Source organism: Martinezella lusitana, assembly GCF_016901135.1.
Lineage (GTDB): Bacteria > Pseudomonadota > Alphaproteobacteria > Rhizobiales > Rhizobiaceae > Rhizobium > Rhizobium lusitanum_D.
The window spans coordinates 188,684-213,949 of the sequence record NZ_JAFEVL010000045.1 but is presented as its reverse complement, the minus strand read 5'-3'; the positions used below and the strand labels follow the sequence as shown (position 1 = coordinate 213,949).

Below are 25,266 nucleotides of genomic sequence, written 5' to 3'. Positions count from 1 at the left end.
GTGATAGCGGCAGGGGTTAACCCCCAAAACGCTGGATCGAGCCGTCAAGGTAACGAGACGCGAGGCAGGCATGGGTTCTTCACCCCTTCGCGATTGGAAGCGATGGTATCGCCGGCCATATCTCCTCCCAGGCTGACTTCGATTTCAGCGCGCATTCAACAGCCCCCTCCGGCATGAAACTAGTGTAACTTAAGATGAAGGTGCGTCGGATTGCCAGCGCCAAAAGACAAAAATCCACCGCATGCGACGAAATTGCCGCAGCAGGGAATAAAATCGTAAACGAGACACGACCAAGCTGTCACGATTTCGGCCGGCAACCGGGCTTCCCCAATCATCCGGCCGGCCAAATATGCCGCCATAACGAGAATGGCGCATTTCCATGGAGAGCGCAGGGCACGATGCCCTGCCGTCTAGCATCAATGCCTCGGTATTCGCGGCAGGAAGATCGTGAACAGGCCAAGCAACGGCAGATAGGAGCAGAGCGTAAAGACGAAGGGGATGCCATGCGAGTCGGCGAAATCACCGAGGGCCGCTGCGCCAAGTCCGCCCGCTCCAAAGGCGAAGCCGAAGAAGATGCCGCCGATCAGCCCGACGCGGCCGGGGATCAGCTCCTGAGCGAAGACGACGATCGCCGGGAAGGCCGAGGCCAGCACCAGGCCGATGATGACGGTCAGGACACAGGTCCAGAACAGGTTTGCGTATGGCATCATCAGCGCAAAAGGAATGACACCAAGGATCGAGAACCAGATGACGAAGCGCGCGCCGAGACGGTCGCCGACCGGGCCACCCATGATCGTTCCGGCAGCAACCGAGCCCAGGAACAGAAACAGCATCAGCTGCGCATCACGAACATCGAGATGGAACTTGTCGATGACATAGAAGGTGAAGTAGCTCGATATGCTCGCCATATAGACGTTCTTCGTCGCCGTCAGCAGGATCAGGATCGCAAGCGCCCACATCGCCTTGTTGCGCGCGATCGGCAAGGTGCGGCTGGGTGCGGGACGCGCGGCGTGCTGGCGGCGGTGATTGACATACCAGGTGCCGACCCAGCTGAGCACGATGAAGCCGATGACGGCCAGCACCGAAAGCCAGGCGACGCTCTTCTGGCCATGCTGAAGAACGAAGAAGGCTGCAATCAGCGGGCCGATCGCCGAGCCGGCATTGCCGCCGAGCTGGAACAGCGACTGGGCCAGGCCATGACGGCCGCCGGAGGCCAGACGCGCAACGCGTGAAGCTTCCGGATGGAAGACAGCCGAGCCGAAGCCGATGAGGCTGGCGGCAACCAGCAGCATGCCGAAGCTTCCGGCATAGCCGAGCAGCAAAAGACCCGAAAATGTGCTGACCATTCCGACCGGCAGCGAATAGGGCATCGGCCATTTATCGGTGACGATGCCGACCACCGGCTGCAGCAACGATGCGGTGATCTGGAACATCATCGTCAACAGCCCGATCTGAACGAAATCGAGCGCATAATTCTCTCGGAACATCGGATAGAGCGATGTCAGTAGCGATTGCATGATGTCGTTCAACAGGTGGCAGGTGCTGACCGCCACTACGATCGAGATCGTCGTCTTTTCAAATCGGGCTTGCGCACCCGAAAATGCCGCAACCATTGGGATTCCTTCCTGCGCCGGCGACTCCTTGCCGACCATGTTATTTGATCCGCCTTTTACACGGCTTGCGGGTGACCTTCTTTCGTGTTTTGGTCCAATAGTTTCGCGATCGGGCCAATATGGAAAAGCTATCGAAACAGCTACTGGCAACCCTCGACAACGACCATGTCCAGAACATGCGTTGGATGGAGGACTCGACTGCGGATGTACTCGTCCATAGCGCCGAGCCGCCACAGGGTTACGTCGTTCCGTGGCATCATCATCGCCGCACGCAATTGCTCTGCATCTTCGCCGGCGTCGCTCTGATCATGACGGCGCGGGGCCGTTGGATGGTGCCGCCTGGTCATGCCCTGTTTATCCCTGTAGGACTGGAACATTCGATCGAGATCCTGAGTGATGTCAGCATGAAATCCGTCTATGTCATGCCGCGCGGCCAGCCTGCAAAAGAGGAAGCGCCTCGCGTCGTCGAAGTCACGGATCTCGCCCGTAGCCTGCTGCTGGAGGCCATTCGATTGGGGGAAGCCCCGGCCAGCCATCGAAAGGCCAAGCTGGTCCTGTCGCTGCTCGTCGAGGAGATCACTACGCTGCCGGAACGCCCGCTCGGCCTCCCTTTCCCCTCTGACCGTCGGCTGACCTCGCTCTGCCGCGACTATCTCGCCAATCCCTCGCCCAACGCCCGGCTGGACGACTGGGCCGAAAAACTCGCCATGAGCCGGCGGACTTTCACGCGGCAATTCCGCAAGGAAACCGGCATCAGCTTCACGACCTGGCGCCAGCAGGCAAGCGTATTCGCCTGCCTGCCGCGGCTGGCCGAGGGCCAGCCCGTCACCACCGTCGCACTTGAAGCGGGCTATGAGAGCGTGGCGGCTTTCACCACCATGTTCCGACGCGTGCTCGGCACTCCGCCGAGGGCCTACATGATCAACCGCTGGACCTTCGACCGGCAGTCATAGGCCGGCGACGCGACCGAACTAACGCCGTTCCCCTTGAAATAACCTGCTGCTTCCGGCAAACAGCGGGAGAGCGAGGGCAAGCATATGCGGCACATCCATATCGTCGGTATCGGCACGGGAAATCCCGAGCATATGACCATGCAGGCGATCAACGCGCTGAATGCGACCAATGTGATCCTCATTCCCAGCAAGGGTGCCGCCAAGACGGAGCTCGCCGATGTGCGCAAGGATATCTGCCAGCGTTACGCCACCAACAAGGCGATCCGCTTCGTCGACTATGACGTGCCATCGCGCCAGATTGCCGATCGCAGCTACGTGCAAAGCGTCGATGACTGGCACGAGGAGATTTCGGCGACCTATGAGCAGCTGTTTCTCGAGCACCTGGCGGAAGACGAAAGCGCGGCCTTCCTGGTCTGGGGCGATCCCGGTCTGTACGACAGCACGCTGCGCATCATCGAACGCGTCATTGCGCGCGGCAACGTCCCGCTCGACTACAGCATCATTCCCGGCATCACCAGCATCCAGGCGCTGACTGCGAGCCACCGCATTCCCCTCAACCTCGTCGGCAAGCCGGTGCAGATCACCACGGGCCGGCGGCTGGCAGAAAGCTTTCCCGGCATTGCCGAAACAGCCGTGGTCATGCTCGACGGCGAACAGGCCTTCAGCAAGATCGACGATCCCGATGCCTATATCTACTGGGGAGCCTATCTCGGCACGAAGGACGAGATTACCATTGCCGGCAGGCTCGCCGATGTATCGGAGCGCATTCTCGCGACGCGCGCGCAGGCCCGTGCCGAGCATGGGTGGATCATGGACATTTATCTGCTGCGCAAAGGGCAGGATTTCGACGATCGCGCATGAGCGGCATCCATGCCAAATCGTTTGCCCGCCGAACGGGATTGTGCGAGGAAATGTCCCTTATGAAGGGCAGTCTCATGGTTGTGACCGACGGACAAACGATGGAAGGGCAAGCGTGCTTCTCGCAAGAGAGCGTTGATAGGCTTGTCGATGCATCGCCCCTGCCCTCCATGGTTCGCGGCGCCTGTCCATCGCTGAGCACGCCGATGCAAACGGGCGACGGCCTGCTCGTGCGGCTGCGCCCGACAACGCCCGGATTGACCGTAGCTCAATTTCGCGCATTGGCCGAAGCCGCCGAGACGCATGGCAACGGATTGATCGAGATCACGGCGCGCGGCAATCTTCAGCTGCGCGGCATGCGCCCGCAGAGCATGGACGGGCTCGCTGCCGATATCGACCGCGCCGGCATCGTTCCGGAGAGCGGCGTTGCCATAGAGGTCCCGCCGCTCAGTGGACTCGATTCACTCGAGATCGCTAATGCCCGCGATATCGCTAACCACCTGCGAAGGGCCATCGATGCGCTCGAGCCAAAGCCGCTCTTGGCAGCCAAACTCACCATCATCATCGATGGTGATGGACGACTGACACTGGACGGGCTTTCAGCCGATATTCGACTGCGAGCGGAAATGTCCGGTAGCACGCACCTTTGGAGCCTCGCGATAGCCGGCACGGCTGCAACGGCAAAGCCGGTTGCGGCGGCACTCTCGGACGAGCAGGCGATTACAGCCGTGATCGCGCTGTTGAAAAGCCTCGTCGAGATTGGCCCTCGCGCCCGTGGCCGTGACCTTGATGCCGAGGTCCTGCGTGAGCAATTTCAATTCGATGAAGCCAAGATGGGCAATGCGCGAGGTCCATCGATCTCTGCCGTTGGCATCATCCAGCTCGATGAGACGCGCAATGCACTCGGGCTGCGCCCATCCTTCGGCCAGATTCATGCGGCAGATCTTCGCCGCTTTCTTGGCGTTGCAGAGATGGCAGGCGTCAACGAAATCCGCACCGCGCCGGACCATGCAATGCTGTTGCTGGGGCTTACGCCGAGCACGATGGAACATGCGCGCACGACGGCGGCCAGCTGCGGCTTTCGAACACGCGCCGGCGACCCGGCGAATTATGCCATTCCTTGCTCCGGAGCGGGCGCTTGCGCATCCGCCCATTATGCCACCCGGCAATCGGCAACGGATCTCGTTGATATCGCCCCCGAGCTGCTCGACGGTTCGCTCAAGGTGCATCTGTCAGGCTGCGGAAAAGGCTGCGCCCATCCGGGCCAGACGATGCTTGCGATCGTCGGTGCTGCAACAGGCTACGGGATTGTCGTAAATGGGTCAGCATCGAGCGAGCCCGTGGCTTACATCGGTAAGGAAAAGCTAAAATCAGCGCTGGCCGAGCTCGGCGGGTTGGTGCGAAACAACAAAGCTGCTGGCGAATCGGCGCAGCAGTGTCTTAAACGGCTCGGCCGGGACGCAATCGCGACGGCTTTACGACAGGGATAGAAATGCCTGACTATGACTATATCCGCGAAGGGGATGCGATTTACGAACGCTCCTTCGCGATCATCCGCAGCGAAGCCGATCTCACGCGCTTTTCCGAGGCAGAGGCCGATGTCGCTATCCGCATGATCCATGCCTGCGGACAAGTGGAAGCAGCACGGCATTTCATGTTCTCTGCTGATTTCGTTAGTGCAGCACGCAAGGCGCTTTCCAATGGAGCGCCGATCTTCTGCGATGCAGAGATGGTTGCTCGTGGTGTCACCCGCGCCCGTCTGCCCGCCGCCAATGAGGTGATCTGCACGCTGCAAGATCCGCGCACGGCCGAACTTGCAAAGTCGATCGGCAACACCCGCTCGGCTGCCGCCATGCATCTATGGGCCGAACGCCTTGCCGGCGCCGTGGTTGCCATCGGCAATGCGCCGACTGCCCTTTTCCATCTGCTGGAGATGCTGCGCGACGGCGCTCCGAAGCCCGCCGCCATTATCGGCATGCCCGTCGGCTTCGTCGGAGCTGCGGAATCGAAAGATGCCCTTTCAGAACATTCCTACGGCGTTCCCTTTGCCATCGTGCGGGGCCGGCTCGGTGGCAGCGCCATGACGGCCGCCGCCCTCAATGCGCTCGCGAGGCCGGGCCTATGAGCGCGCCTTCCAGCGGAAAGCTGATCGGCGTCGGCACTGGCCCGGGCGATCCGGAACTGTTGACCGTCAAGGCCGTCAGGGCTTTGGAGCGTGCAGACGTCGTTGCCTACTTCGCCAAGCAGGGCAGAGGCGGCAACGGAAAGGCAATCGTCAGCGAACTGCTGAAAGCGGACGTAACGCTGCTGCCGCTTTACTATCCCGTCACGACGGAGATCGACAAGGACACGCCGGAATATAGCAGGCAGATCACCGCCTTCTACGACGCTTCGGCCGAGATGGTGGCGGCACATCTGCGCGAAGGAAAGACCGTTGCCGTGCTCAGCGAAGGCGATCCGCTGTTCTACGGTTCCTACATGCATCTGCACGTGCGCCTTGCCGATCGTTTCCCGACCGAGGTCATCCCCGGTGTCACCGCCATGTCCGGCTGCTGGTCGCTTGCCGGACTGCCGATGGTGCAGGGAGACGACGTTCTCTCGGTTTTGCCGGGAACGATGAAGGAGACCGAACTGGCCCGACGCCTCGGTGACACCCAGGCGGCCGTGATCATGAAGGTCGGCCGCAACCTGCCGAAGATCCGTCGCGCGCTTGAGGCCGCCGGACGCCTTGAAGAGGCCATCTACGTCGAACGAGGCACGATGACGAATGGGGCGATGACGCCGCTCGCGAGCCGAGACGATGCCGAGGCTCCCTATTTCTCGCTGGTGCTGGTTCCTGGTTGGGAAAGCAGGCCATGAGCGGGCGCCTTTATGTCATCGGCACCGGCCCCGGCAATCCCGAACAGACGACGCCGGAGGCACTGGCTGCGATCGCGGACGCCACCGAATTCTTCGGCTACGGCCCCTATCTCGATCGTCTGACGCTGCGCGCCGACCAGATCCGCCATGTCTCTGACAACCGCGAGGAGCTGGACCGCGCCAGGGCGGCGCTGCAGCGGGCGGCGGCGGGAGCCAATGTCTGCGTCGTCTCCGGCGGCGATCCCGGCGTCTTTGCCATGGCAGCGGCTGTTTGCGAAGCGATCGATCACGGGCCGGAGGAGTGGCGTGCCATCGACCTCGTCGTCGTGCCGGGGATTACCGCCATGCTCGCCGTTGCCGCACGCATCGGTGCGCCGCTAGGCCATGATTTCTGCGCGATTTCGCTGTCGGACAATCTGAAGCCCTGGCCCCTGATCGAAAGCAGGCTTCGTGCGGTCGCAGAAGCCGGGTTCGTCATCGCGCTCTATAATCCGATCAGCAAGGCACGGCCCTGGCAGCTCGGCACGGCCTTCGAGATCGTGCGTGCCATATTGCCTGCGGATACGCCTGTTATCTTCGGCCGGGCAGCCGGCCGCCCGGATGAGCGCATTGCGGTCGCGCGGCTGGCGGATGCCGAGGCATCGCAGGCCGATATGGCGACCTGCGTCATCATCGGTTCGGCCGAGACGCGCGTCATTACCCGCGAAGGACGCCAGGATCTGGTCTACACGCCGCGCTTCATTAGGGAAGACGCGAAATGATCGATCCGATAGAGCGCAGCTTCGAGTGTTTCGACCGCCGTCAGGCCGGTTGCCTCGGCGCGTTCGATCATGATTACCTTGATGCCGAGCTGCCGCGCAGCTTCAATCTTCGCGTAGGTCGCCTCACCGCCACTGTTCTTGGCGATGATCACCTCGATGCGATGCTCGCGCAGCGTCTCCAGCTCGTCCTCCAGCCGGAACGGCCCCCTGCTATGGATGTAGCTGACATTGGGCGCCGTCAGCGGCGGCTCGACCGGATCGACGCTGCGGACCCAATAGTGGTGATGGGGCGCGGCATCGGCATAATGAGCTTCCTGCCGCCCGGTCGCCAGGAACACGCGCAAGGGCGCTACGCCAAGCGCGGCGATGGCCTGCGGGACACTATGCACGGAAAGCCAGTCATCTCCTTCGGCAGGCGCCCAGGCCGGCCGGCGCAGGGCAAAGGCCGGAACACCGCTCTGAGCCGCCGCTTGTGCGGCGTTGGCGGAGATGCGGGCCGCGAAAGGATGGGTCGCGTCGATCATCAGATCGATCGTTTCGTCGCGCAGATAGCGGGCAAGACCCTCCGCGCCGCCGAAGCCGCCGCTGCGCACCGGGACCGGCTGTGGAGCCGGATCGGCAGTTCTGCCGGCAAGCGACAGGACGACATCGAGATCGGCGCGGGAGGCGAGTGCCGCCGCCAGCATGCGAGCCTCCGTCGTGCCGCCCAGGATCAGAATGCGGGCCTTGCCCATGGCTGAGACACCTTCAATTCAACGCTGGCTCACTCTTATCGGCATCGGCGAGGACGGTCCAGCCGGCGTTGGCGACGAGGCCAAGCGTCTGATTGCTTCCGCACCGGTCGTCTTCGGCGGCGCGCGCCATATCGAATTGATGCAGCCGCTGATCACAGGCGAGGCGCATATATGGCTGAGCCCGTTCGAGAAGTCGGTGGAAGCGGTACTGGCCCGTCGCGGCACGCCGATCGTGGTTCTCGCCTCGGGTGATCCCTTCTTCTATGGCGTAGGCGCGACGCTCTCGCGGCGTATTCCCGCCTCTGAAATGAGCGTCATTCCGGCACCCTCGTCTTTCAGCCTTGCGGCTTCGCGCCTCGGCTGGCCTTTGCAGGATGTCACCATCCTTTCGCTGCACGGACGCCCGATCGATCTCATCCGTCCGCATCTGCATCCAGGTCGCAAGATCCTGACGCTGACGTCCGATAGCAAGGGGCCTGCCGAGTTGGTCAATCTGTTGCAGACGATAGGCTTTGGTCAGTCCACACTAACGGTTCTCGAGGCGCTCGGCGGCCCGCAGGAGAAGGTCTCGCAGAAAAAAGCCGCCGACTTTGCTCCTGCCGATATCAACGATCTCAATATCTGCGGCATCGAGGTCAAGGCCGACGCGAACGCGCGGATCCTGCCTGTTATCGCCGGTCTTGCCGATGAACTTTTCGAACATGACGGCCAGATCACCAAGCGGGAAATCCGCGCGATGACCCTATCGGCGCTGGCGCCTCGGCGCGGCGAGTTGCTGTGGGACGTTGGCGCAGGTTCCGGCTCGATCGGCATCGAATGGATGCTTGCCGATCCCTCGCTACGCGCCATCGCGATCGAGGCATCGGGCGAGCGAGCGGCACGTATCCGCCGCAATGCCGGGAATTTCGGCGTGCCGGGTCTGACCATCATCGAGGGAGAGGCGCCGGGTGCCCTTGCGGGTCTGCCGACACCGGATGCAATCTTCATTGGCGGCGGCGGCAGCGATGCGGGCGTGCTCGATGCTGCCATCAGCCAGTTGAGAAGCGGTGGACGGCTGGTCGCCAATGCGGTCACGACCGAAATGGAAGCCGCCTTGCTTGCCGAACAGGCACGGCGCGGCGGCTCCCTGACCCGCATCGATATCGCCCGCGCAGCACCCGTCGGCCGCATGACCGGCTGGCGGCCAGCCATGCCGGTGACGCAATGGTGCTGGATCAAGCCATAAGTGGAAACGAGGTAGAGCAATGACGGTGCATTTCATTGGCGCGGGCCCAGGTGCTGCGGACCTGATCACGGTGCGCGGCCGCGACCTGATCGGCAAATGCCCGGTCTGTCTCTATGCCGGCTCGATCGTTTCGCCGGAACTGCTGCAATATTGCCCGCCCGGCGCACGCATCGTCGACACGGCGCCGCTGTCGCTGGACGAGATCGAGGCCGAATATCTGAAGGCTGCCGCCGCCGGCGAGGATGTCGCGCGCCTGCATTCCGGCGATCTTTCCGTCTGGAGCGCGGTCGCCGAACAGATCCGCAGGCTGGAACAGCATGGCATCGACTATACGCTGACCCCAGGCGTTCCCGCCTTTGCCGCCGCCGCTTCGGCGCTCGGACGCGAACTGACCATCCCGGCCGTTGCACAGAGCCTTGTTCTCACCCGCGTTTCCGGTCGTGCCTCGCCGATGCCGAACAACGAGACGCTGGAGAAATTCGGCGCCACCGGCGCGACGCTCGCCATCCATCTCGCTATCCATGCGCTCGCAAAAGTCGTCGAGGATCTGACGCCGCTTTACGGCGCCGATTGCCCGGTCGCGATCGTCGTCAAGGCCTCCTGGCCGGACGAGCGGATCGTTCGGGGCACCCTTGCCACGATCGAAGCACAGGTGGCGGCAGAGCCGATCGAACGGACCGCGCTCATCTTCGTCGGACCATCGCTTGGCGCCAGCGATTTCCGCGAGAGCTCGCTCTATGATCCGACCTATCAGCGCCGTTTCCGTGATCGGCAATAGAGCGCTTTCGTCACTCCGTTAAGACCGAAGCGCTCAAGAGCGCCGCGCCCCTGGTTGCAATCTCCGCCGAAATTTCCTCTAGTCGATCCCAGCTTGCGACGGGGCGAACGAGGATCAAGAGATGCAGCGTATTACCATCACGATCGACGACGATCTTCTCGAGACAATCGACAAGATCAGCACGCAGCGCGGCTATGCCAGCCGTTCGGAAACGTTGCGCGACCTCGTTCGCGACGCCGTCACGCGCGCGCAGCCGACCATCGATGGCGAGGCAAAATGTTACGCAGCACTTACCTATGTCTATGAGCACGAAACCCGCGACCTGTCACGCCGCCTGACGACGACACAGCATAACCACCATGACCTTTCGGTTTCGACGCTTCATGTCCATATCGACGGGCATGATTGCCTTGAGGTCTCCGTGTTGAAAGGCAAGGTGGACGAGATAAAGACCTTTGCCGACAGCGTGGTCACCCAACGCGGCGTCCGCTTTGGAAACCTGCATCTCATCCCTTCAGAACATGGCACGCATCACACCGAGGGGCATTCGCACGACTGAGCGATCAAGCCAGTTGCCCGCGGACAACTGCAGCCGTCAGAGCTGACCCGTTATATAAGTCATGCTTTCCTTGATCGCCGCTACCGGTTCCGTCAAAGCATGCACCGTCGGGGCAAAGGGTTCGAAAGAGGCAGGGCCGGCATAGCCGGCTGATTGCAGCGCCCGCAATTGCCCGACATTGTCGAGACGGTCGCTGGCATCGACGAGAACGCGGTGCGGATCTCGCATGTCGGCAACCGATACCGCGGGATCGCTGACGCCGGAAATATGGACCAGCCCCGTCAATTCGGGGAAAATCGTGGTCTCGCCGGCCAGATGGTGGTGGAAGGTATCGTGCACCAGGCAGAAGGTCGACTTCGCGCCCAGCTCCTCTATCGCGTCAGCCGCTTCGCTCTTCAGGCGCAAGGAGCAGATCTCGAAGCCGAGCGGCTCGACGAGGCCGACAATGCCGGCTGCTTCCAGCATCGGCTTCAAGGCCGACAATGCCTTACGGAGATTGGCGCGGCGGGCCTCCGGCTCGCGGCCGCTGCCGTCATTGACGGGAACCAGCACCAATGCCCTGGCGCCGCAATCGCGCGCATAGCCAATCAGCTCAGCAGCCTCCCGCGCCCGTTCGTCGGTCCATTCGTTGAACCGCTGCAACGCGTTGATCGAGATGATGGCAAGCCCGTGGTGCGCCGCAAGCTCCTTCACGGTCGCTGCCGGCGTGCCATCCAGGATCGCGTTTCCAGCCAAGTCATTGCGGATCTCGACGCTTTCGATGCCGAGCTGCTTTGCCGCGGCAAAGAACGATTCCAAGCCAAGCGACGGCGCACACATATGATTGAGCGCAAAACGAACGGAACTCATGGTGGGCACTCCTCCTCAAGGCGACCGGCTGCAAAAGACATCCCAATCCGCCGCGCCTGCCAGCGAAGGACTAGCGAGATTCATGCCTGCGATCCATCGTCCCTAGCCGTCATTCCTGATAGAATTATCATCGCAATGATGGAATTACATCATTCACGCTAGATGTTTTCCGAGACGAAGATTTCGAAGGGCAGGAAGCTTTGTCCAGGAACAGCCGTCTCGTCGCTTTCAACGGACTTCATCATCAGGCTCATCAGCTCCTTGCAGAGCGCGGGCAGAGGCGTGCCGATCGCCATGGCGACGACATCGTCGGCGAGTGCTGCCTTGGAATCCGGCGTCAGTTCGTTGACGACGGCGATCAGCTTGCCGGCCAACCGCTCCTCGCGGATCGCTGAAATTGCGCCCTCCATGCCACCGCCACAGACATAGAAACCGATGAGATCGGGATGCTTCTGCAAGAGATTGAGCGTTGCCTCATGGGTGATCTCGGGCGTGTCGAGATTGATCAGCGTATCAAGTACCTCGAACTCGGGCGCGTTTTCGCGGAAATAGCTTCGAAAGCCGATCTCACGCAGTTCATGACCATGAAAACGATGGCTGCCGACGAAGCAGGCGACCTTGCCCGGACGACGGGCCGAGCGGGCGATGATCCAGGCGGCCGTACGCCCGACCTTGCGATTATCAACGCCGATATAGCCTTGACGGACGCCGGTCGAGAAATCGGAAAGCAGGGAAAAGATCGGAATACCCCTCTCCTTCAGTTCTTCGATCGCAGCCGTCACGGCCGGATAATCAGGCGCAACCAGCGCAATCGCCTGGCTGCGCGCGGCCATTGCCTTCAATTTCTCGACGATTGCCGTTGGCGTCGAGGCGGCGACGAAATCCACCTGGGGAGTTATGCGCGCCGTGGTGACCGCCTGCGCCGCGACGACGATCTCCTTGGCGAAGGTCTGATAGAAGGATTGAACAGGCTTCTGCAAGACGAAGCCCAGGCGATATTGCGGCAGATCCTCGAAGACGCGCTGACGCAGCAGACCGACGGCGTGGTAGCCGATCTCCTGCGCTGCCTCATAGACCCTTCTTGCCGTTTCCTCTCGAACGCGGTGACGTCCGTTTAATACGCGGTCGATCGTGGCGACACTGACGCCGGACGCCTTGGCGAGATCTGAAATGGTCGGGCGACGCATGGCTGCTCCTGAGATATGCCATCATTGATGACATCAGAATTTGATAGGTTTTGATAGATTCCATCATTTCTGCATTGAGGCAAGCGAAAAGTCGATCTATCGTTCTCGACATGAGGGCGGCGAGCTGTTGCGCGGCGCGGGAGGTAGCGATGACTGAGATAATCAAACGGGATTACAGCCTGCTCGGCGTAAGCGGCAAAATGGCGGTGGAAACCGGGCTTGCCGCCGCCGAGTGGTATCACACGGATGTCACGCGTAAGGACATGAAGGCGCTGATGCAGCGTTCCGACGCGCCGGCCATTCGCGACACGATCATCTGGCTCGGCAGCATGGTGCTTTTTGCCAGCCTGGGCGTCTATTTCTGGGGATCGTGGATCTGCATCCCCTTCTTCCTGGCCTACGGCGTGCTCTATGGCTCTGCCTCGGACAGCCGCTGGCACGAATGCGGCCATGGCACGGCGTTCAAGACCCGCTGGATGAACGATGCGGTCTATCAGGTCGCCTGCTTCATGATCATGCGCAATCCGGTGACCTGGCGCTGGAGCCATGCCCGCCATCATACCGATACGGTCATCGTCGGCCGCGACCCGGAGATTGCCGTCATGCGGCCGCCGGATCTCTTTCGCGTCATCCTCAATTTCTTCGGCATCCTGGACGCCTGGCATGCGGTCATCGACATGCTGCGCAATGCCGCCGGCGTCGTCAGCGCCGAAGAAAAGACCTTCATTCCGGAGATGGAGCAGCCGAAGGCCGTCCGTATCGCCCGCATATGGCTGGCAATCTATGTCGCCACCGTCGCAGCGGCGATCGCCATGGGCTCGATCCTGCCGTTGATGCTCGTCGGCCTGCCCCGGCTTTACGGCGCCTGGCATCACGTGCTCACCGGCCTGTTGCAGCATGGCGGCCTCGCCGACAATGTCATCGATCATCGGTTGAACAGCCGCAGCGTCATGATGAACCCGGTGAGCCGCTTCATCTATTGGAACATGAACTACCATGTCGAACACCACATGTTCCCGATGGTGCCCTATCACGCCCTGCCGAAGCTCCACGCGATGATCAAGCATGACTTGCCGGCCACCAATCCATCCATGTGGTCGGGCTATCGCGAGATGATACCGGCCTTCCTGCGGCAGTTGCGCAACGAGGACTACTTCCTGAAGCGTGAGTTGCCGCCGACGGCGCGGCCCTATCGCGAGGAATTTCATGGCGGCGCGCTCGCCGAGGCCGCGCAATAATCACCGAACGTGCAAAGGGAGGAAAACATGAGCAACAATTGGATCGAGGTTTGCGCCGCCGACGCGATCGACGAGGAGGATGTCATCCGCTTCGACCATGACGGACGGACCTTCGCCGTCTATCGCAGTCCCGAGGACGATTATTTCGCCACCGACGGCCTGTGCACGCATGAAAAGGTCCATCTGGCCGACGGTCTGGTCATGGACAACATCATCGAATGTCCCAAGCACAATGGCCGTTTCGACTACAGGACCGGCGAGGCCAAGGGCGCACCCGTCTGCGTCAATCTGCAGACCTATCCGGTCAAGGTCGAAGACGGCACCGTTTTCATTGGACTATGAGGAAGAGGCCATGCCGCATTTCGTCATCGTCGGCGCCGGAGAATGCGGCGCACGCGCCGCCTTCAAGCTCCGGGAAAAGGGGTTCGATGGCGACATCACCCTGATCGGCACCGAACCGCTCGCTCCTTACGAGCGCCCGCCGCTGTCGAAGCAGGCACTTGTCGAGACCGTCGAACCGAAGTTCGTCACCACGCTGGAGCGATACCGGGAGCAATCGATCGATCTGCGGCTCAATGCGACGGTGGCCGCCATCGAGCCCGCCGACAAAACCGTGACGCTCGCGGACGGACAGACGCTCGGCTATGACAAATTGCTGCTTGCAACCGGCGCTTCGCCGCGCGCCTTTCCAGGCGTTGACGGTGCTGCCAAGCGCATCCGCATGCTGCGCACCCATGCCGACGCCATGTCTCTGCGCTCCGCTCTTCATCCCGGCCGGCACATCGCCATCATCGGTGGCGGCTTCATCGGCCTGGAACTGGCGGCCACCGCGCGAAAGCTGGGCGCCAACGCCACCGTCATCGAAGGTTTGCCGCGAGTGCTGATGCGCGGCGTGCCAGAGGAGATTGCCGCTGTGATCACCGAGCGTCACCGGCTGGAAGGCGTCGACATTCGTTGCGGCCAAGCGATCGAGGCCGTGCGAGAGGAAACCGAAAGGGCCACCATTCACCTGGCGGATGGCCAGGTGATTTCGGCAGATCTCGTGCTGATCGGCATCGGTGCCTCGCCGAATATCGCGCTTGCCGAAACAGCCGGCTTGGTGATCGACAACGGCATCGCCGTCAACGAGCGGCTGGAAACCTCCGCCGCCGATATCTACGCAGCCGGCGATTGCTGCTCTTTTCCACTCGCGCTTTATGGCGGACGGCGCGTTCGCCTCGAATCCTGGCGCAATGCGCAGGACCAGGCAAATCTGGCCGCTGCCAACATGCTCGGCGAAGGGATGGAAATCTCGGCCGTGCCGTGGTTCTGGTCCGACCAGTATGACCTGACATTGCAGATCGCCGGCCTCGCCGACGGGGCGACGAGCCATGTGCGGCGCGATCCCGGCGACGGGGCGTTCATCCTCTTTCATCTCGACGCAAGCGGCAGACTTCTCGCCGCCAGCGGCATCGGCCGCGGCAACGCCGTCGCCCGCGACATCCGCCTTGCCGAGATGTTGATCGCCGCTCGCGCTCACCCAGGCAGCGACGCCTTGGCGGCAAGCAGCGTCAAGCTGAAATCCCTGCTTGCCGCATGAAGCGGGCTGAGCGCGCCGTCAGCCCTTGACGAACCGCCGCGAACCATAAATGTCTCCCTCAAGGCATAAACAGGGGGATGCGATGAAGATACTCGGCATATCGGGCAGCCTGCGCAAAGGCTCCTTCAACACGGCTTTGCTCCATGCCGCCGTCGAACTTGCGCCGGCCGGCGTCGAGCTGATCGCTAGGACCATTCATGGCGTGCCGCTTTATGATGCCGATCTCGAGGCCGCTGAGGGCATTCCGGAGAAGGTGCAGGAACTCAAGGAGCTCGCCATATCCGCCGATGGGCTGATCCTGTTTACGCCGGAATACAACAACTCGCTCCCCGGCGTATTCAAGAACGCCATCGACTGGATGAGCCGGCCATCGGCAGACATTGCCCGCGTCTTCAAGGCAAAACCGATCGCCGTGCTCGGAGCCTCCCCCGGCAATTTCGGCACCATCCTCAGCCAAAATGCCTGGTTGACGGTGTTGCGCACGCTGGGCGCCGATCCGTGGTTCGGCGGCCGGCTGATGGTGTCGCGCGCCGGCAGCGTCTTCGATGCCGAGGGCCTGATCGTCGACGAGAAAGCGAAGCAAAACCTCGCCAAATTCATCGAAGGTTTCGCCGCCTTTGTCGCGGATCACAAAAAGAGCTGACCCCGCCTGCGGCGCATGGGCAAAAGACGAAAGCAAAGTCTATGATTGCGAAAGCGGATAGCCTAGTGTGACCGCTGCGTCGGGTGACCGGCGCCCCGGGGCTCGCACATCTTCTTCGAACCGAAATGAAATCCAATACCGCCGGTTATGTCTTCACGCTGTTGGCGATCAGCATATTCGCCATACAGGACGGCATCTCCAAACATCTGGTCAGCGCCTATCCGCCGCTTCTGGTGGCGATGATCCGCTATTGGGCCTTCATGCTCTTTGCCGTCGCGATGGCCTCGCGCTCGCCGGGCGGCCTGCGCTCTGCGGTCAGAACCAAGCGGCCAGCGCTGCAGATTGCCCGCGGCCTGTTGCTTGCCGCGCAGATCGTCGTCGCCATCTCGTCCTTCGTCATCGTCGGCCTTGCCCATTCGCAGGCGATCTTCTCGTCAGGACCTTTGATGGTGGCAATGCTGTCCATACCGATCCTCGGCGAAAAGGTCGGCTGGCGACGATGGCTTGCGATCTGCGTCGGCTTCGTCGGTGTGCTGCTGATCCTGAAGCCGGAAAGCGGCGTCTTCGACCCGCGCTTCCTGGTGCCGCTTGGCGGCGCGCTGCTGTTCTCGTTCTATGTGGTCCTCACCCGCTATGTCAGCCGCGAGGACAGTGCCATGACCAGCTTTTTCTATACGGGCGTCGTAGGCGCGGTCGCGATGAGCTGTATCGGTCCATTCTTCTGGACAACCCTTGCGCCGCACGACTGGGTCTTCATGGGCATCCTTTGCCTGACCGGCGTGTCCAGCCACTATTTCCTCATTCGCGCCTATGATCTGCTCGACGCGGTGGTGATCCAGCCGCTGACCTATCTTCAGCTCGTCTTCTCCGCCATCATCGGTGTCGCCATATTCGGCGAAAGGCTGAGCACCACGATGATCGCCGGCGCGGTCATCGTGGTGGCGGCGGGCATATTCACGATCTGGCGTGAACATGCTCTGGCCAGAGCCCGCCTCAAAGCGCAGAGGACATAAGGGGGCTACGCATCCACCTCCGCGCGCGGCGGCGCTTCGGTATAGTAGCTTACATATTTCTGCCGGTAGCGTTCCGTTCCGCCGAAATCGCTATAGCGCGGCAATTCCGACATGTCGGTCTTGTTCAGGATCACGCCGAGAATGCGCGAGTTGATCTGGGGCTCCTGCTCGAGAACATCACGCACCAGGTTGGTCGGCGTCGCACCCCATTCCGTCACGAGTATGAAAGCATCGACCTGCGGCGCGAAAGCCTTGGCGTCGATGACGGGTCCGAGCGGCGCGAGATCGACGACGATATAGTCGAACATCTTGCGCGCATGTTCCATGAGATGCTGCATGCCCTGCGACGACAGAAGCTCGCTGGTATGCAACAGATGATCGCGCACGACGACCGGCAGGATGGCAAGCTTGGTGCGCGGATCGACCTTGACGACATTCGTCCAGGGCACTTCACCGAGCACGGCCTCGATCAGCCCGGCCTGCGGCGGCGATTTCAGCGTCCGGCTCAAGCCCGGATTGCGCAAGTCGGCATCGATCAGCAGCGTACGCTTGCCACTGCTGGCCAAGAGGGCGGCAAAATTCGCTGCCGTCGTCGACTTGCCCTCGCCCGGCAGCGCCGAGACGACGCCGATCACGCGATCGGGGCGGCCCTGCAGCATGACGTCGCTGGCGAGCTTGGCGTTTCTCAAGGTCTCGGCGAAGATCGAGCGAGGCGCTTCGATCGAGATGCGCATGATCCGTTCAAAGGCAACACCATGTTCGGCATCTTCAGCGGTTGCCGGGTCAGATCCGATAATGCCCTTGCGCCGTTTCTTCTTACCGGTGCTCTGCTGGCCAAGCAGCGGCAGGTAGCCGAGGAATTTCAAGCCAAGAGCGGAGCGCACATCGGCTTCGACACGGAAAAAGCGATCGCGGAACTCCTGGAAGGCGGCGATACCGGCGCCGGCCATCAGGCCGAGGATCACCGAAAGCGCTATCACCAGCGTCTTCTTCGGGCTCGACGGTGCTGTCGGGACGCCGGCGAGCGAGATGACGCGCGCTTTGGCGATCGGGAAGGATCGCTGCTGCGTCGCCTGCTCGAATCGGCCAAGATAGGATTCATAAAGCGTCTTCAGCGCTGACGCCTTCTGGTTCAGCTCATTCAGATGCACCAGCGATTTATTGGCTTCCGAATTCTTGCCGACCACACCCTCGATGCTCTCGCGAAGCGACGCTGAACGCGACTGCGCGACCTCAAGCTCGTTCTTGTAGCTGGCGGTGAGCTGCTGAAGTACCTGATAGATCTGCCGGGTAATGTCCTGCCGCTCGGCTCTGAGCGCGACGGCCTGCGGGTGATTGGCGCCGAAATTCTGCGTGACATCCTGCTCGCGCTTCTCGACCGCGAGGTAGCGTGTCTTCAGGTCCTGTAGTCCCGAAGTATCTCCCTGGCTGGACGAGATGGTGGCGTTCTTGACCGCATTGTCCGGCCCCTGGTCGATAATCGACTTGTATTGATTGTAGCGCGCCGATGCGCTGGCCGTATCGGCCTGGGCGATGATCAGCTGCTTGTTGAGATCGGAAATCTGCTGTTCCGACATCAGCTCGCCGCCCGTCGAGGTCAGGCCGTTGTCGGCCTTGTATTTCTCGACTTCGAGCGAAGCCTCCTGCGCGCGCTGGCGCAGATCGTTCAAGCGCTCCTGCAGCCAGACGGAGGCACGTTCGGTCGCGTCGAAATTGGCGTTCAACTGGTCGGTCAGATAGGCGTCGGCATAGGCGCGCGTGACCTTGGCCGCCAATAACTTGTCGGTAGAGCTGAAGGACACGGAAACGACCGAACTTCGCGTGACGCGCTCCACCTTGAGACCGTCCTGCAATACGGCGGCAACCTTTTGGCGCTGCGCCTCCCGAACCTCTGCGGGCGTCATCGGCGGACGCCCCGGCGTGAAGACGCTGGCAATCAGCCCCGCACCGGATTTGAGCAGGGCAGTCGGCGACTGCGGTGGATTGAGTAGGGTGTTATTGTCGGCAAGATCGGCCGTGTCGACGACGCGCAAGGCCATCTCGTTCGACTTCAGGATCTCGACCGCACTGGCAATCTCCATGTCCGCCTGCTGGCTGCTAGCGGCCGGTGGCTGATCCTCGGCATATTTCGTCATGCTTTCGTCGAGCAATATCTGCGTCATCGACGTGTAGCTGGACGTGGCGGTCAGCAGATAGGCAACGGCCAGAATGACAAAAGCAGCCATGGCGAAGATGATGGTACGGATGCGACGCGTCACGATCGCCATCAGCCGATCGAGATCAATGAAACTATCCTGCGCTTCACCCTGGGGAAGAGCGCTTTGGAAAGTGAAGTTCTTCTGATACATGGCGACCACCTTGTCGGAGAAGCCCGAATGAATAATGGCGATGGCCCGCAGTCGTGTCGACCACGGGCCAGAACGTGAACAGGCTTAAGCGGCGGTCATCTGCGCTTCGTGCGAGACGACCAGGTTGCGGATCGAATCATAGACCAAGCTGCCAATATCGGCGCGAGCGAGCGCAAAGGCGACGTTCGCTTCGATGAAGCCATGCTTGGATCCGCAGTCGAATGTGCGTCCGTTATAGACCTGGGCGTGGAAGGATTGCGTCTCGGAGAGGCGCAGCATGCCGTCGGTCAGCTGAATTTCATTACCGGCGCCGCGTTCCTGACGGGCCAGAATATCGAAGATTTCGGGCTGAAGGATATAGCGACCATTGAGGTAAAAGTTTGAAGGCGCTTCCGACGGATGTGGTTTTTCGACCATTTTGGTCACGCTGAAGCCGTGGCGGACAGATGCTCCTTTGCCGATGATGCCATATTTAGAGGTCTCCTCCGGCGCGCATTCCTCAACGGCAACGATATTGCCGCCAACTTCGTTGTAGAGATCCATCAGGCCGGCCATGCAGCCCCGCATGCCGTAGCACAGCATATCGGGCAAAAGCAGCGCGAACGGCTCGTTACCGATCAGGTCGCGAGCACACCAGACGGCGTGACCGAGGCCGAGCGGTGCCTGCTGGCGGGTGAAGCTGACGGAACCCGGCCGCGGCAGGAGGCGCTCCAGCTCACTCACCTGATGGCTCTTGCCGGCCAGCCGCAGCGAGGAAATCAGCTCCGGCGTGTCGTCGAAATGATCTTCGATCGCCGATTTGTTGCGACTGGTGACGAAGACGATGTGCTCGATGCCGGCTTCGATAGCCTCATCGACGGCATATTGCACGACCGGACGATCGACGATCGTCAGCATTTCCTTCGGCATTGCCTTGGTGGCAGGCAGGAAACGGGTTCCGTTGCCGGCAACCGGAATGACTGCTTTTCTCACGCGATGCTTGGGGTCCATGGCTCTATCCTTTGTTAGAGTGAGGGCCTGCGCCCATATTGGGCAGGGGCGAGGAGAGTTGAGAGGTGGGCGCAGGCTGACGGCCGCCGCGCAGGGAGGCGGCCAGACGGCGGAGGCGGGCTGCAATCGGCATGCTCAGGTGACGGACCGCGCGTGGATTGCGGCACGCGATTTTGAGCACACTCGGCAGTTCGCGCTCCTTGATGCTGTTGACCAGCATCAGGAAGGCCAGAACATCCTTCAGGTTGCGCGTACGCTGCCGCTGGGCGGCAAGAGCGACGGAACCGAAAGAATGCTCGGCGAAGAACTTGGTATCTGCGGCAAGCATGGCCTCGACATGTTCTCTCTTCAGAACCCGAGAGATCGATCCGTCTCGAATGTAATAGAGATAGCCGACGGTCGGCTCGACCGCGCAGACACCGCCTCTGGCAAGTGCGGAGGCAAGGAAGATGTAGTCCTCGCCGATCCGCAGCGTCTCGTCGAAGCGCAGGCGATGCTTCTCGAGAAAGGCGCGTTCGAAGACCGGCTTCATATAGCCGAAATTATGTTCGGACCGGAAAATCATGTTCGAGGCGATGAACTTCGCCAGCGTCAGCACCGGCAGGCGTGCCAGCGCCGCTTCGGGAAACATGGGAATGATCGTCCCGACATCCTCGCGGACGACGTCGAGATTGTCGACAACGATCTGCGCCTCGGCTTTTTCGGCCCGTCCGATCAGGCGCGCCATACGATCCGGGCGCAACGCGTCGTCTGAATCGAGCACGGCCACCCAGCGACCATGAGCGGCGTCGAGACCGGCATTGCGGGCCGCGGCCGGACCACTGTTGCGGGCCATGGCAACGAGGCGAACGCGCGGATCGGCATGATTGCCGGCAATCTCGCGCGTGCCATCGGTCGAGCAATCATCGACGACGATGACCTCCATGCTGACAGCACCTTGGGCCAAGGCACTGTCGATGGCGCGCACGAGCGTGTCCTCCGCATTGTAGGCAGCGATGACGAAACTGACATCGGGGATGAAATCCGTCATTGCGGTGCTTTCTCCAGATTTCCGTATTGCTCGATTTCACGAACCCCGAAGAGGCCGCTGACGACACCGGCATGCATGATGCCGCGCAGACCATAGCGATGCCGCTTGACGGGAGAGGCGGCGAGCAGAGCGGCTGCAACGAAGCAATAGGCGGATTTGGTTCCCGCAAGCGCAATCGCGCGCCAGCGCCCCAGGCCTGCTGCGGCTTCCAGCAGCATGCGCCCGTGCGTCTGGCCCATGCGGAACCGGCGCTTGGCAAGCCAGGAAACCGTTGCGCGTCCATTGGGGACGGGTTCGTAGACCAGGGCATCCTCGGCAAAGGCGATCCGGCCGCCCGCCCCGTGCATATGGGCAAAGAATTCGGTGTCCTCGCCCCCACTGCGTCCGAGCGCGATATTGAACCGACGACCGGCAAGCGAAGGCGCGCTGCGGCGCAACAGAACATTGCAGGTGTAACCCGTGCGGATCTCACTTGCGACCCAGACCGGCAAAGTCGAATGAAAATCGCCGCGCTGCATCCAGGCAGGAGCGACATTCGCATAAACGGCCTTGACGGGACCGAGAACGGCATCGGCACCGGTCGTGTCGGCCATGACGAGCAATTCCGCCAGCCAGTCCTCCGAGGCCGTCTCATCGTCATCGATGAAGGCAATGAAATCGCCGGTCGCATGATCCAGGCAGGCGTTGCGGGCAATCGAGATGTTCGATGCCGGGCAATGCACATAGGCGATTTCAAGGGAAACGGTCGAACGCATGGCATCGACACGATCGCGTGCACTCGGCGTCACATCGTTGTCGGCGACGATGATGCGGACCTGCACGCCGGCCGGAATGGCAAGCACCGCAAGCGACAGCAGCGTCTGATCCAGCTCGGCACGGCGGTAGGTGCAGACTGCAATATCAATCTTTATGGTGCGACGGTGAGTTTGCGTCATGCCGCGACCCTGCGATTGCGAAAGCTGAAGACTTCCATCCAAAAGCCCATCGACCAGGCGAAATGCATGACCATGGCCGAGATGGCGGCAAGCGGCCCATAGGGGTTCTTCTCGCCGAGCGCGATCCAGAAGCCGTAGGCGATGCAGGCGACAGCCCAAAGACTGATCGGAATGACCGCGATCCAGTTGATGATCGCCAGGAAAGCACCGATGAAAATCGGCACCACGGCAAGCGGCAGCATCTGGCGCGGGCTCGGCATGCTGCGATGCTTGAGAATATTACGGGCACGGCCGCGCCCATAGCCGAGATATTGCCGGAAAAGCGTCGGGACACTGGAGCGCGGGTAATAGGTCATGGCCGTCTTGTCGGTGAGCCAGATGCGGAAACCGGCCTTGTGCAGCCGGTAGTCGAGCTCGGCATCCTCGTTGTGGCTGAAGGTCTCGTCATAGCCGCCGACGGCGCGGAAGGCTGCGACGCGCATCAGCGCATGATGACCGTGCTCAGCCCAATGGCCCTTGGCGCCTTCGCGATGTTTCGAACCGCCATTGCCGAGCTTGGAATTCTGCGCCACGGCCGTTGCCTTCTGAAATGCGCTGAAGCCCATGGTGCGCATGGCGACGACGACGGAATCCGCGCCGGTCGCGCCGGCTTCCCGCACCAGCGTCTGGCAATAATCGGCCGGATAATCGCCATGAGCATCGATGCGGATGAAGAACTCATAGCCGTCACCCAAGGTCTCGATGGCGAGATTGATGGCGGCGCTCTGCAGCCGCTTAGGGTTGTCGAGCAGGAGGACGCGCGGATCGTTGGCGGCGATCTCCCTGACGATGTCGCGCGTGCGATCCGTGCTGCCGCCATCGGCGACGACGATCCTGGCGTCGAGCTCATCGAGAGCACGGCCGAGCTTGCCGATCAGCGGCTCGATATGCTTCTCCTCGTTGAGGCAAGGAATAACGATCAGGCAACGCATATCCATGGGACTTACGGTCGTCATTGCAATCCACCTCTATTGCGATTCAGTTGCGGGAGGGCCTGTAATTCGGTGATCTGCTCATTGGCGCGCGTCAGGGATGCCAGCCGTAGCACCAGCCCCTGACAGTCGGCGCGATCGGTCATCCACTGCTTGCGATCCTGGGCAGCCACGGCGCCGAAAGCGGCGAGATAGCGCTGTTCATCCATGTCGCCCAGGAGGGTGGCAAGATGCGCGGCGTCGGCTTTGTCGAGCGTGAGCCCGATCTTCCGGCCTGCCAGGAACCTCGCCGTCTCGGTGCCATCCATGGCGATCGGGACGGCGCCGTAGAGACCGCCCTCATAAAGGCGGTTCGGCAGGAGCCAGCTGGAGTTCAGACCCTCTTCGAAGAAATCGATGGCCCAGGAGAACTGGACGTCGTGATAGATCGCCGAAAGATCCTCGGGGTTCTTGTAGGCGCCGCCGAAATGCATGAAAGGCGCGTCGCGCACGATGCCGTCGAAATCGTCGAACTCCGAATAGGCCGGCCGACCGCGCAGCACGATCTCGAAACGCCCTTCCATCCGGCGCGAGAATTGATCCAGCAATGTCAGTGACTTGCGGCAACGCAGAGCACCGAACCAACCGATCTTCCAGGGCTCGCCGCGAGCAGGCACCCGCGCGGCCGGCGCGACATTGCGCGCTGCGGCGGCCTCGAGTGCCAGCACCTTGTTTTCGAGCAGCATGATCGGCAGATGCAAGCCGGAACGCGGCTTGAAATAACGCTCGACGAAGGCCGGCGAACTGGTGATGAGCAGCGCCGCTTGCGCGCCGAGACGGCGCTCGGCGCCACGGAGCGTACCACCCAGCGCATCATCGCGAAGCAAGAGCCGGTGAATATCCAGGCATTCGTAGACGACAGGCATGTCGCCGCCGAAAACAGACTTGGCGCGATTGGCCAAAGCCAGCATTTCAAGGTTGCGGCCGATGATGACATCCGGCCTTGGAACCGAACGCAACGCGTGGCGCAGCTTGATTGCCGATTTGGCAACGGCCGCGATGCGTTGCGCAAACTGGGCGTCACGTGTGCGGCCGAGCTCGATCGGCTCGATGCCATCGATGGCGGCGAGCGCATTGTCGTCACGCCGGAAGCCCGCGAGCGTCACCAGAGCCCCGCCAGCCTGCAGCATCAGGACGCGCCTGCGCACGGCAGGATCGGCAAGATCGTGGACGAAATATAGAATATGCAGCATCAAGATTTCCGCTTTCGCGCCCGGTAGAAACCGGGCGCCTGGTATGGTTGGTGTTGCATCATGGCGTCTTCACCGGCCGCACAATGCGCTTGGCGGCCGGCATGGTTCAGTCGAGCTTGCAGGTGATCGATTCCGGAAACAGGCATTTTTCTCCCGGCGCGGTGAAGGCAACACGCTTGATCTGCATGGTTGCAGGCTGGCCGCTATAGGCGAACTTGCCCATCCAGCCGCTCAGCGTGTCTGTGCCCCAAAGGCTGAAGAAGATTTTCTGTGCGTTCGTCGGTATCTTCGAAGGATCGGTCACCTCCTGAACGAGCTTGCCGTTCACATAGTAACGCAGGCGGTCCTTCTCCCAGACGAACGCGTAGTCGTTGAAACCCTGGTCGGCACCGCCGGCGACCGGGGCCAATTTCTCATTGCCACCCTTGGCGGAGATATATTGGTTGACCTGCACCTGCCCGGCATTCTTGCCGAGCACTTCGAAATCGATCTCGTCGTGCGGCTTCTTGTCGGTCGGGCCGATATAGGTGAAGAAGGCTGAGTTCAGGCCAGGCCCGGTCGCTGTGCGGTAGCGCGCCTCATAGGTACCGTAGCCATAGCGTTTGGTCGTCTGGATCTCGCCGCAGGCGTAGTTGCGCTCGCCTGTCTTCGACTGGATGAACTGCAATTGCAGCGCTCCATCCTTGATACCAACCTGCTTTCGCGACCAGGTGCAGTTCTGGTGCGGCCCGTTGTTCCAGCCATCGGAAACATACCAGCGGCTGGTGTCGAGGCGCTCGAAATTGTCGACGAAAGAGCCGCCCGTCGGCTGATCGTCCTGTGCGGACGCAACCTGCGGAATGAAGCAGGCACCCAGGAGAGCGAGGGAGACGAGGCCCAGTTTTCGTGCGTGGTTTGTCGATGTCATCATA

Annotated in this window: 25 protein-coding genes; 14 read left to right on the top strand and 11 right to left on the bottom strand. The window is 61.6% G+C overall.

The features are described 5' to 3' along the window. Positions 1-416: 416 nt before the first annotated feature. Positions 417-1,613, bottom strand: coding sequence for an MFS transporter (locus tag JTP94_RS16860; protein WP_204851633.1), 1,197 nt, complete (start codon positions 1,611-1,613; stop codon positions 417-419). A gap of 119 nt (positions 1,614-1,732) precedes the next feature. Here JTP94_RS16860 and JTP94_RS16855 point away from each other — a divergent pair, with 119 nt between their 5' ends. From JTP94_RS16855 to JTP94_RS16830, 6 genes are all read left to right on the top strand, one after another. Beyond that, on the top strand, positions 1,733-2,566 hold the full coding sequence (locus JTP94_RS16855) for a helix-turn-helix domain-containing protein (protein ID WP_204851632.1): 834 nt from the start codon (positions 1,733-1,735) through the stop codon (positions 2,564-2,566). Positions 2,567-2,650: 84 nt separating this feature from the next. Continuing rightward, positions 2,651-3,427, top strand: coding sequence for a precorrin-6A synthase (deacetylating) (gene cobF / locus JTP94_RS16850; protein ID WP_204851631.1), 777 nt, complete (start codon positions 2,651-2,653; stop codon positions 3,425-3,427). Positions 3,428-3,486: 59 nt separating this feature from the next. Continuing rightward, the gene (cobG, locus tag JTP94_RS16845) at positions 3,487-4,914 is read left to right on the top strand and encodes a precorrin-3B synthase (protein WP_204851630.1); all 1,428 of its coding nucleotides are present in this window, start codon (positions 3,487-3,489) and stop codon (positions 4,912-4,914) included. 2 nt (positions 4,915-4,916) lie between these two features. Continuing rightward, the gene (locus JTP94_RS16840) at positions 4,917-5,549 is read left to right on the top strand and encodes a precorrin-8X methylmutase (protein WP_204851629.1); all 633 of its coding nucleotides are present in this window, start codon (positions 4,917-4,919) and stop codon (positions 5,547-5,549) included. After that, positions 5,546-6,283 carry a precorrin-2 C(20)-methyltransferase gene (locus tag JTP94_RS16835; protein ID WP_204851628.1) on the top strand — a complete coding sequence of 246 codons (738 nt, stop codon included), beginning with the start codon at positions 5,546-5,548 and terminating at the stop codon, positions 6,281-6,283. Before JTP94_RS16840 ends, JTP94_RS16835 begins: the two co-directional genes overlap by 4 nt. Then, on the top strand, positions 6,280-7,044 hold the full coding sequence (locus JTP94_RS16830) for a precorrin-3B C(17)-methyltransferase (RefSeq protein ID WP_204851627.1): 765 nt from the start codon (positions 6,280-6,282) through the stop codon (positions 7,042-7,044). Before JTP94_RS16835 ends, JTP94_RS16830 begins: the two co-directional genes overlap by 4 nt. Here the strand turns inward: JTP94_RS16830 and JTP94_RS16825 are convergent. Further along, a complete protein-coding gene (locus JTP94_RS16825; RefSeq protein ID WP_204851626.1) occupies positions 7,008-7,778 on the bottom strand; it encodes a cobalt-precorrin-6A reductase in 771 nt (256 codons plus the stop codon). The genes JTP94_RS16830 and JTP94_RS16825 overlap by 37 nt on opposite strands. Here JTP94_RS16825 and cbiE point away from each other — a divergent pair. The 3 genes from cbiE (at position 7,762) to nikR (ending at position 10,340) form a co-directional block, all read left to right on the top strand. Then, positions 7,762-9,003, top strand: a complete 1,242-nt coding sequence (cbiE, locus tag JTP94_RS16820) for a precorrin-6y C5,15-methyltransferase (decarboxylating) subunit CbiE (RefSeq protein WP_204851625.1) — start codon at positions 7,762-7,764, stop codon at positions 9,001-9,003. The two genes, JTP94_RS16825 and cbiE, sit on opposite strands and share 17 nt — an antisense overlap. A 19-nt stretch (positions 9,004-9,022) precedes the next feature. After that, a complete protein-coding gene (gene cobM / locus JTP94_RS16815; protein ID WP_204851624.1) occupies positions 9,023-9,781 on the top strand; it encodes a precorrin-4 C(11)-methyltransferase in 759 nt (252 codons plus the stop codon). Positions 9,782-9,902: 121 nt separating this feature from the next. Further along, positions 9,903-10,340 carry a nickel-responsive transcriptional regulator NikR gene (gene nikR / locus JTP94_RS16810; RefSeq protein ID WP_204851623.1) on the top strand — a complete coding sequence of 146 codons (438 nt, stop codon included), beginning with the start codon at positions 9,903-9,905 and terminating at the stop codon, positions 10,338-10,340. Positions 10,341-10,376: 36 nt separating this feature from the next. Here nikR and JTP94_RS16805 read toward each other — a convergent pair whose 3' ends face one another. Next, on the bottom strand, positions 10,377-11,189 hold the full coding sequence (locus JTP94_RS16805) for a TIM barrel protein (protein WP_204851622.1): 813 nt from the start codon (positions 11,187-11,189) through the stop codon (positions 10,377-10,379). Between the two features lie 158 nt (positions 11,190-11,347). Next, complete coding sequence (locus JTP94_RS16800; RefSeq protein WP_204851621.1) at positions 11,348-12,376, bottom strand: LacI family DNA-binding transcriptional regulator; 1,029 nt, start codon at positions 12,374-12,376, stop codon at positions 11,348-11,350. 149 nt (positions 12,377-12,525) lie between these two features. Here JTP94_RS16800 and JTP94_RS16795 point away from each other — a divergent pair, with 149 nt between their 5' ends. The 5 genes from JTP94_RS16795 (at position 12,526) to JTP94_RS16775 (ending at position 16,849) form a co-directional block, all read left to right on the top strand. Then, a complete protein-coding gene (locus tag JTP94_RS16795) occupies positions 12,526-13,614 on the top strand; it encodes a fatty acid desaturase family protein (RefSeq protein WP_204851620.1) in 1,089 nt (362 codons plus the stop codon). Between the two features lie 27 nt (positions 13,615-13,641). Further along, positions 13,642-13,956: a MocE family 2Fe-2S type ferredoxin gene (locus tag JTP94_RS16790; protein ID WP_204851619.1), complete on the top strand. Its 315-nt coding sequence runs from the start codon at positions 13,642-13,644 to the stop codon at positions 13,954-13,956. 10 nt (positions 13,957-13,966) lie between these two features. Further along, a complete protein-coding gene (locus JTP94_RS16785) occupies positions 13,967-15,193 on the top strand; it encodes an NAD(P)/FAD-dependent oxidoreductase (protein ID WP_204851618.1) in 1,227 nt (408 codons plus the stop codon). Between the two features lie 82 nt (positions 15,194-15,275). Further along, positions 15,276-15,836 (top strand): NADPH-dependent FMN reductase, encoded by a 561-nt coding sequence (locus JTP94_RS16780; protein ID WP_204851617.1) that lies wholly within the window; start codon positions 15,276-15,278, stop codon positions 15,834-15,836. Between the two features lie 125 nt (positions 15,837-15,961). Continuing rightward, positions 15,962-16,849, top strand: a complete 888-nt coding sequence (locus JTP94_RS16775) for a DMT family transporter (RefSeq protein ID WP_204851616.1) — start codon at positions 15,962-15,964, stop codon at positions 16,847-16,849. A gap of 5 nt (positions 16,850-16,854) precedes the next feature. On the opposite strand, the gene JTP94_RS16770 is transcribed toward JTP94_RS16775, so the two are convergent. The 7 genes from JTP94_RS16770 to JTP94_RS16740 all read right to left on the bottom strand — a co-directional run bounded on the left by JTP94_RS16770 (position 16,855) and on the right by JTP94_RS16740 (position 25,265). After that, positions 16,855-19,197 carry a polysaccharide biosynthesis tyrosine autokinase gene (locus JTP94_RS16770; protein ID WP_204851615.1) on the bottom strand — a complete coding sequence of 781 codons (2,343 nt, stop codon included), beginning with the start codon at positions 19,195-19,197 and terminating at the stop codon, positions 16,855-16,857. Positions 19,198-19,281: 84 nt separating this feature from the next. Beyond that, entirely contained in the window at positions 19,282-20,187 is a 906-nt protein-coding gene (locus tag JTP94_RS16765; RefSeq protein ID WP_034506286.1) for a UTP--glucose-1-phosphate uridylyltransferase, read from the bottom strand. A 4-nt stretch (positions 20,188-20,191) separates the two neighbouring features. After that, positions 20,192-21,217, bottom strand: coding sequence for a glycosyltransferase family 2 protein (locus JTP94_RS16760; protein ID WP_204851614.1), 1,026 nt, complete (start codon positions 21,215-21,217; stop codon positions 20,192-20,194). Then, positions 21,214-22,152, bottom strand: coding sequence for a glycosyltransferase family 2 protein (locus JTP94_RS16755; protein ID WP_204851613.1), 939 nt, complete (start codon positions 22,150-22,152; stop codon positions 21,214-21,216). The genes JTP94_RS16760 and JTP94_RS16755 overlap by 4 nt, the downstream gene beginning before the upstream one ends. After that, complete coding sequence (locus tag JTP94_RS16750) at positions 22,149-23,147, bottom strand: glycosyltransferase family 2 protein (protein WP_204851612.1); 999 nt, start codon at positions 23,145-23,147, stop codon at positions 22,149-22,151. Before JTP94_RS16750 ends, JTP94_RS16755 begins: the two co-directional genes overlap by 4 nt. Further along, positions 23,144-24,355, bottom strand: coding sequence for a glycosyl transferase family 1 (locus JTP94_RS16745; protein ID WP_204851611.1), 1,212 nt, complete (start codon positions 24,353-24,355; stop codon positions 23,144-23,146). Before JTP94_RS16745 ends, JTP94_RS16750 begins: the two co-directional genes overlap by 4 nt. Positions 24,356-24,461: 106 nt before the next feature. After that, a complete protein-coding gene (locus JTP94_RS16740; protein WP_204851610.1) occupies positions 24,462-25,265 on the bottom strand; it encodes a glycoside hydrolase family 16 protein in 804 nt (267 codons plus the stop codon). Position 25,266: the final 1 nt, after the last annotated feature.

Coding starts and splice junctions, on each gene's coding strand:
- JTP94_RS16840 (WP_204851629.1), top strand. CDS start 4,917: ATGCCTGACTATGACTATATCCGCGAAGGGGATGCGATTTACGAACGC.
- JTP94_RS16825 (WP_204851626.1), bottom strand. CDS start 7,778: ATGGGCAAGGCCCGCATTCTGATCCTGGGCGGCACGACGGAGGCTCGC.
- nikR (WP_204851623.1), top strand. CDS start 9,903: ATGCAGCGTATTACCATCACGATCGACGACGATCTTCTCGAGACAATC.
- JTP94_RS16770 (WP_204851615.1), bottom strand. CDS start 19,197: ATGTATCAGAAGAACTTCACTTTCCAAAGCGCTCTTCCCCAGGGTGAA.
- JTP94_RS16775 (WP_204851616.1), top strand. CDS start 15,962: ATGAAATCCAATACCGCCGGTTATGTCTTCACGCTGTTGGCGATCAGC.
- JTP94_RS16750 (WP_204851612.1), bottom strand. CDS start 23,147: ATGACGACCGTAAGTCCCATGGATATGCGTTGCCTGATCGTTATTCCT.
- cbiE (WP_204851625.1), top strand. CDS start 7,762: ATGCGGGCCTTGCCCATGGCTGAGACACCTTCAATTCAACGCTGGCTC.
- JTP94_RS16745 (WP_204851611.1), bottom strand. CDS start 24,355: ATGCTGCATATTCTATATTTCGTCCACGATCTTGCCGATCCTGCCGTG.
- JTP94_RS16860 (WP_204851633.1), bottom strand. CDS start 1,613: ATGGTTGCGGCATTTTCGGGTGCGCAAGCCCGATTTGAAAAGACGACG.
- cobF (WP_204851631.1), top strand. CDS start 2,651: ATGCGGCACATCCATATCGTCGGTATCGGCACGGGAAATCCCGAGCAT.
- JTP94_RS16755 (WP_204851613.1), bottom strand. CDS start 22,152: ATGACGCAAACTCACCGTCGCACCATAAAGATTGATATTGCAGTCTGC.
- JTP94_RS16835 (WP_204851628.1), top strand. CDS start 5,546: ATGAGCGCGCCTTCCAGCGGAAAGCTGATCGGCGTCGGCACTGGCCCG.
- JTP94_RS16800 (WP_204851621.1), bottom strand. CDS start 12,376: ATGCGTCGCCCGACCATTTCAGATCTCGCCAAGGCGTCCGGCGTCAGT.
- JTP94_RS16830 (WP_204851627.1), top strand. CDS start 6,280: ATGAGCGGGCGCCTTTATGTCATCGGCACCGGCCCCGGCAATCCCGAA.
- JTP94_RS16805 (WP_204851622.1), bottom strand. CDS start 11,189: ATGAGTTCCGTTCGTTTTGCGCTCAATCATATGTGTGCGCCGTCGCTT.
- JTP94_RS16760 (WP_204851614.1), bottom strand. CDS start 21,217: ATGACGGATTTCATCCCCGATGTCAGTTTCGTCATCGCTGCCTACAAT.
- JTP94_RS16780 (WP_204851617.1), top strand. CDS start 15,276: ATGAAGATACTCGGCATATCGGGCAGCCTGCGCAAAGGCTCCTTCAAC.
- cobM (WP_204851624.1), top strand. CDS start 9,023: ATGACGGTGCATTTCATTGGCGCGGGCCCAGGTGCTGCGGACCTGATC.
- cobG (WP_204851630.1), top strand. CDS start 3,487: ATGAAGGGCAGTCTCATGGTTGTGACCGACGGACAAACGATGGAAGGG.
- JTP94_RS16785 (WP_204851618.1), top strand. CDS start 13,967: ATGCCGCATTTCGTCATCGTCGGCGCCGGAGAATGCGGCGCACGCGCC.
- JTP94_RS16855 (WP_204851632.1), top strand. CDS start 1,733: ATGGAAAAGCTATCGAAACAGCTACTGGCAACCCTCGACAACGACCAT.
- JTP94_RS16765 (WP_034506286.1), bottom strand. CDS start 20,187: ATGGACCCCAAGCATCGCGTGAGAAAAGCAGTCATTCCGGTTGCCGGC.
- JTP94_RS16740 (WP_204851610.1), bottom strand. CDS start 25,265: ATGATGACATCGACAAACCACGCACGAAAACTGGGCCTCGTCTCCCTC.
- JTP94_RS16790 (WP_204851619.1), top strand. CDS start 13,642: ATGAGCAACAATTGGATCGAGGTTTGCGCCGCCGACGCGATCGACGAG.
- JTP94_RS16795 (WP_204851620.1), top strand. CDS start 12,526: ATGACTGAGATAATCAAACGGGATTACAGCCTGCTCGGCGTAAGCGGC.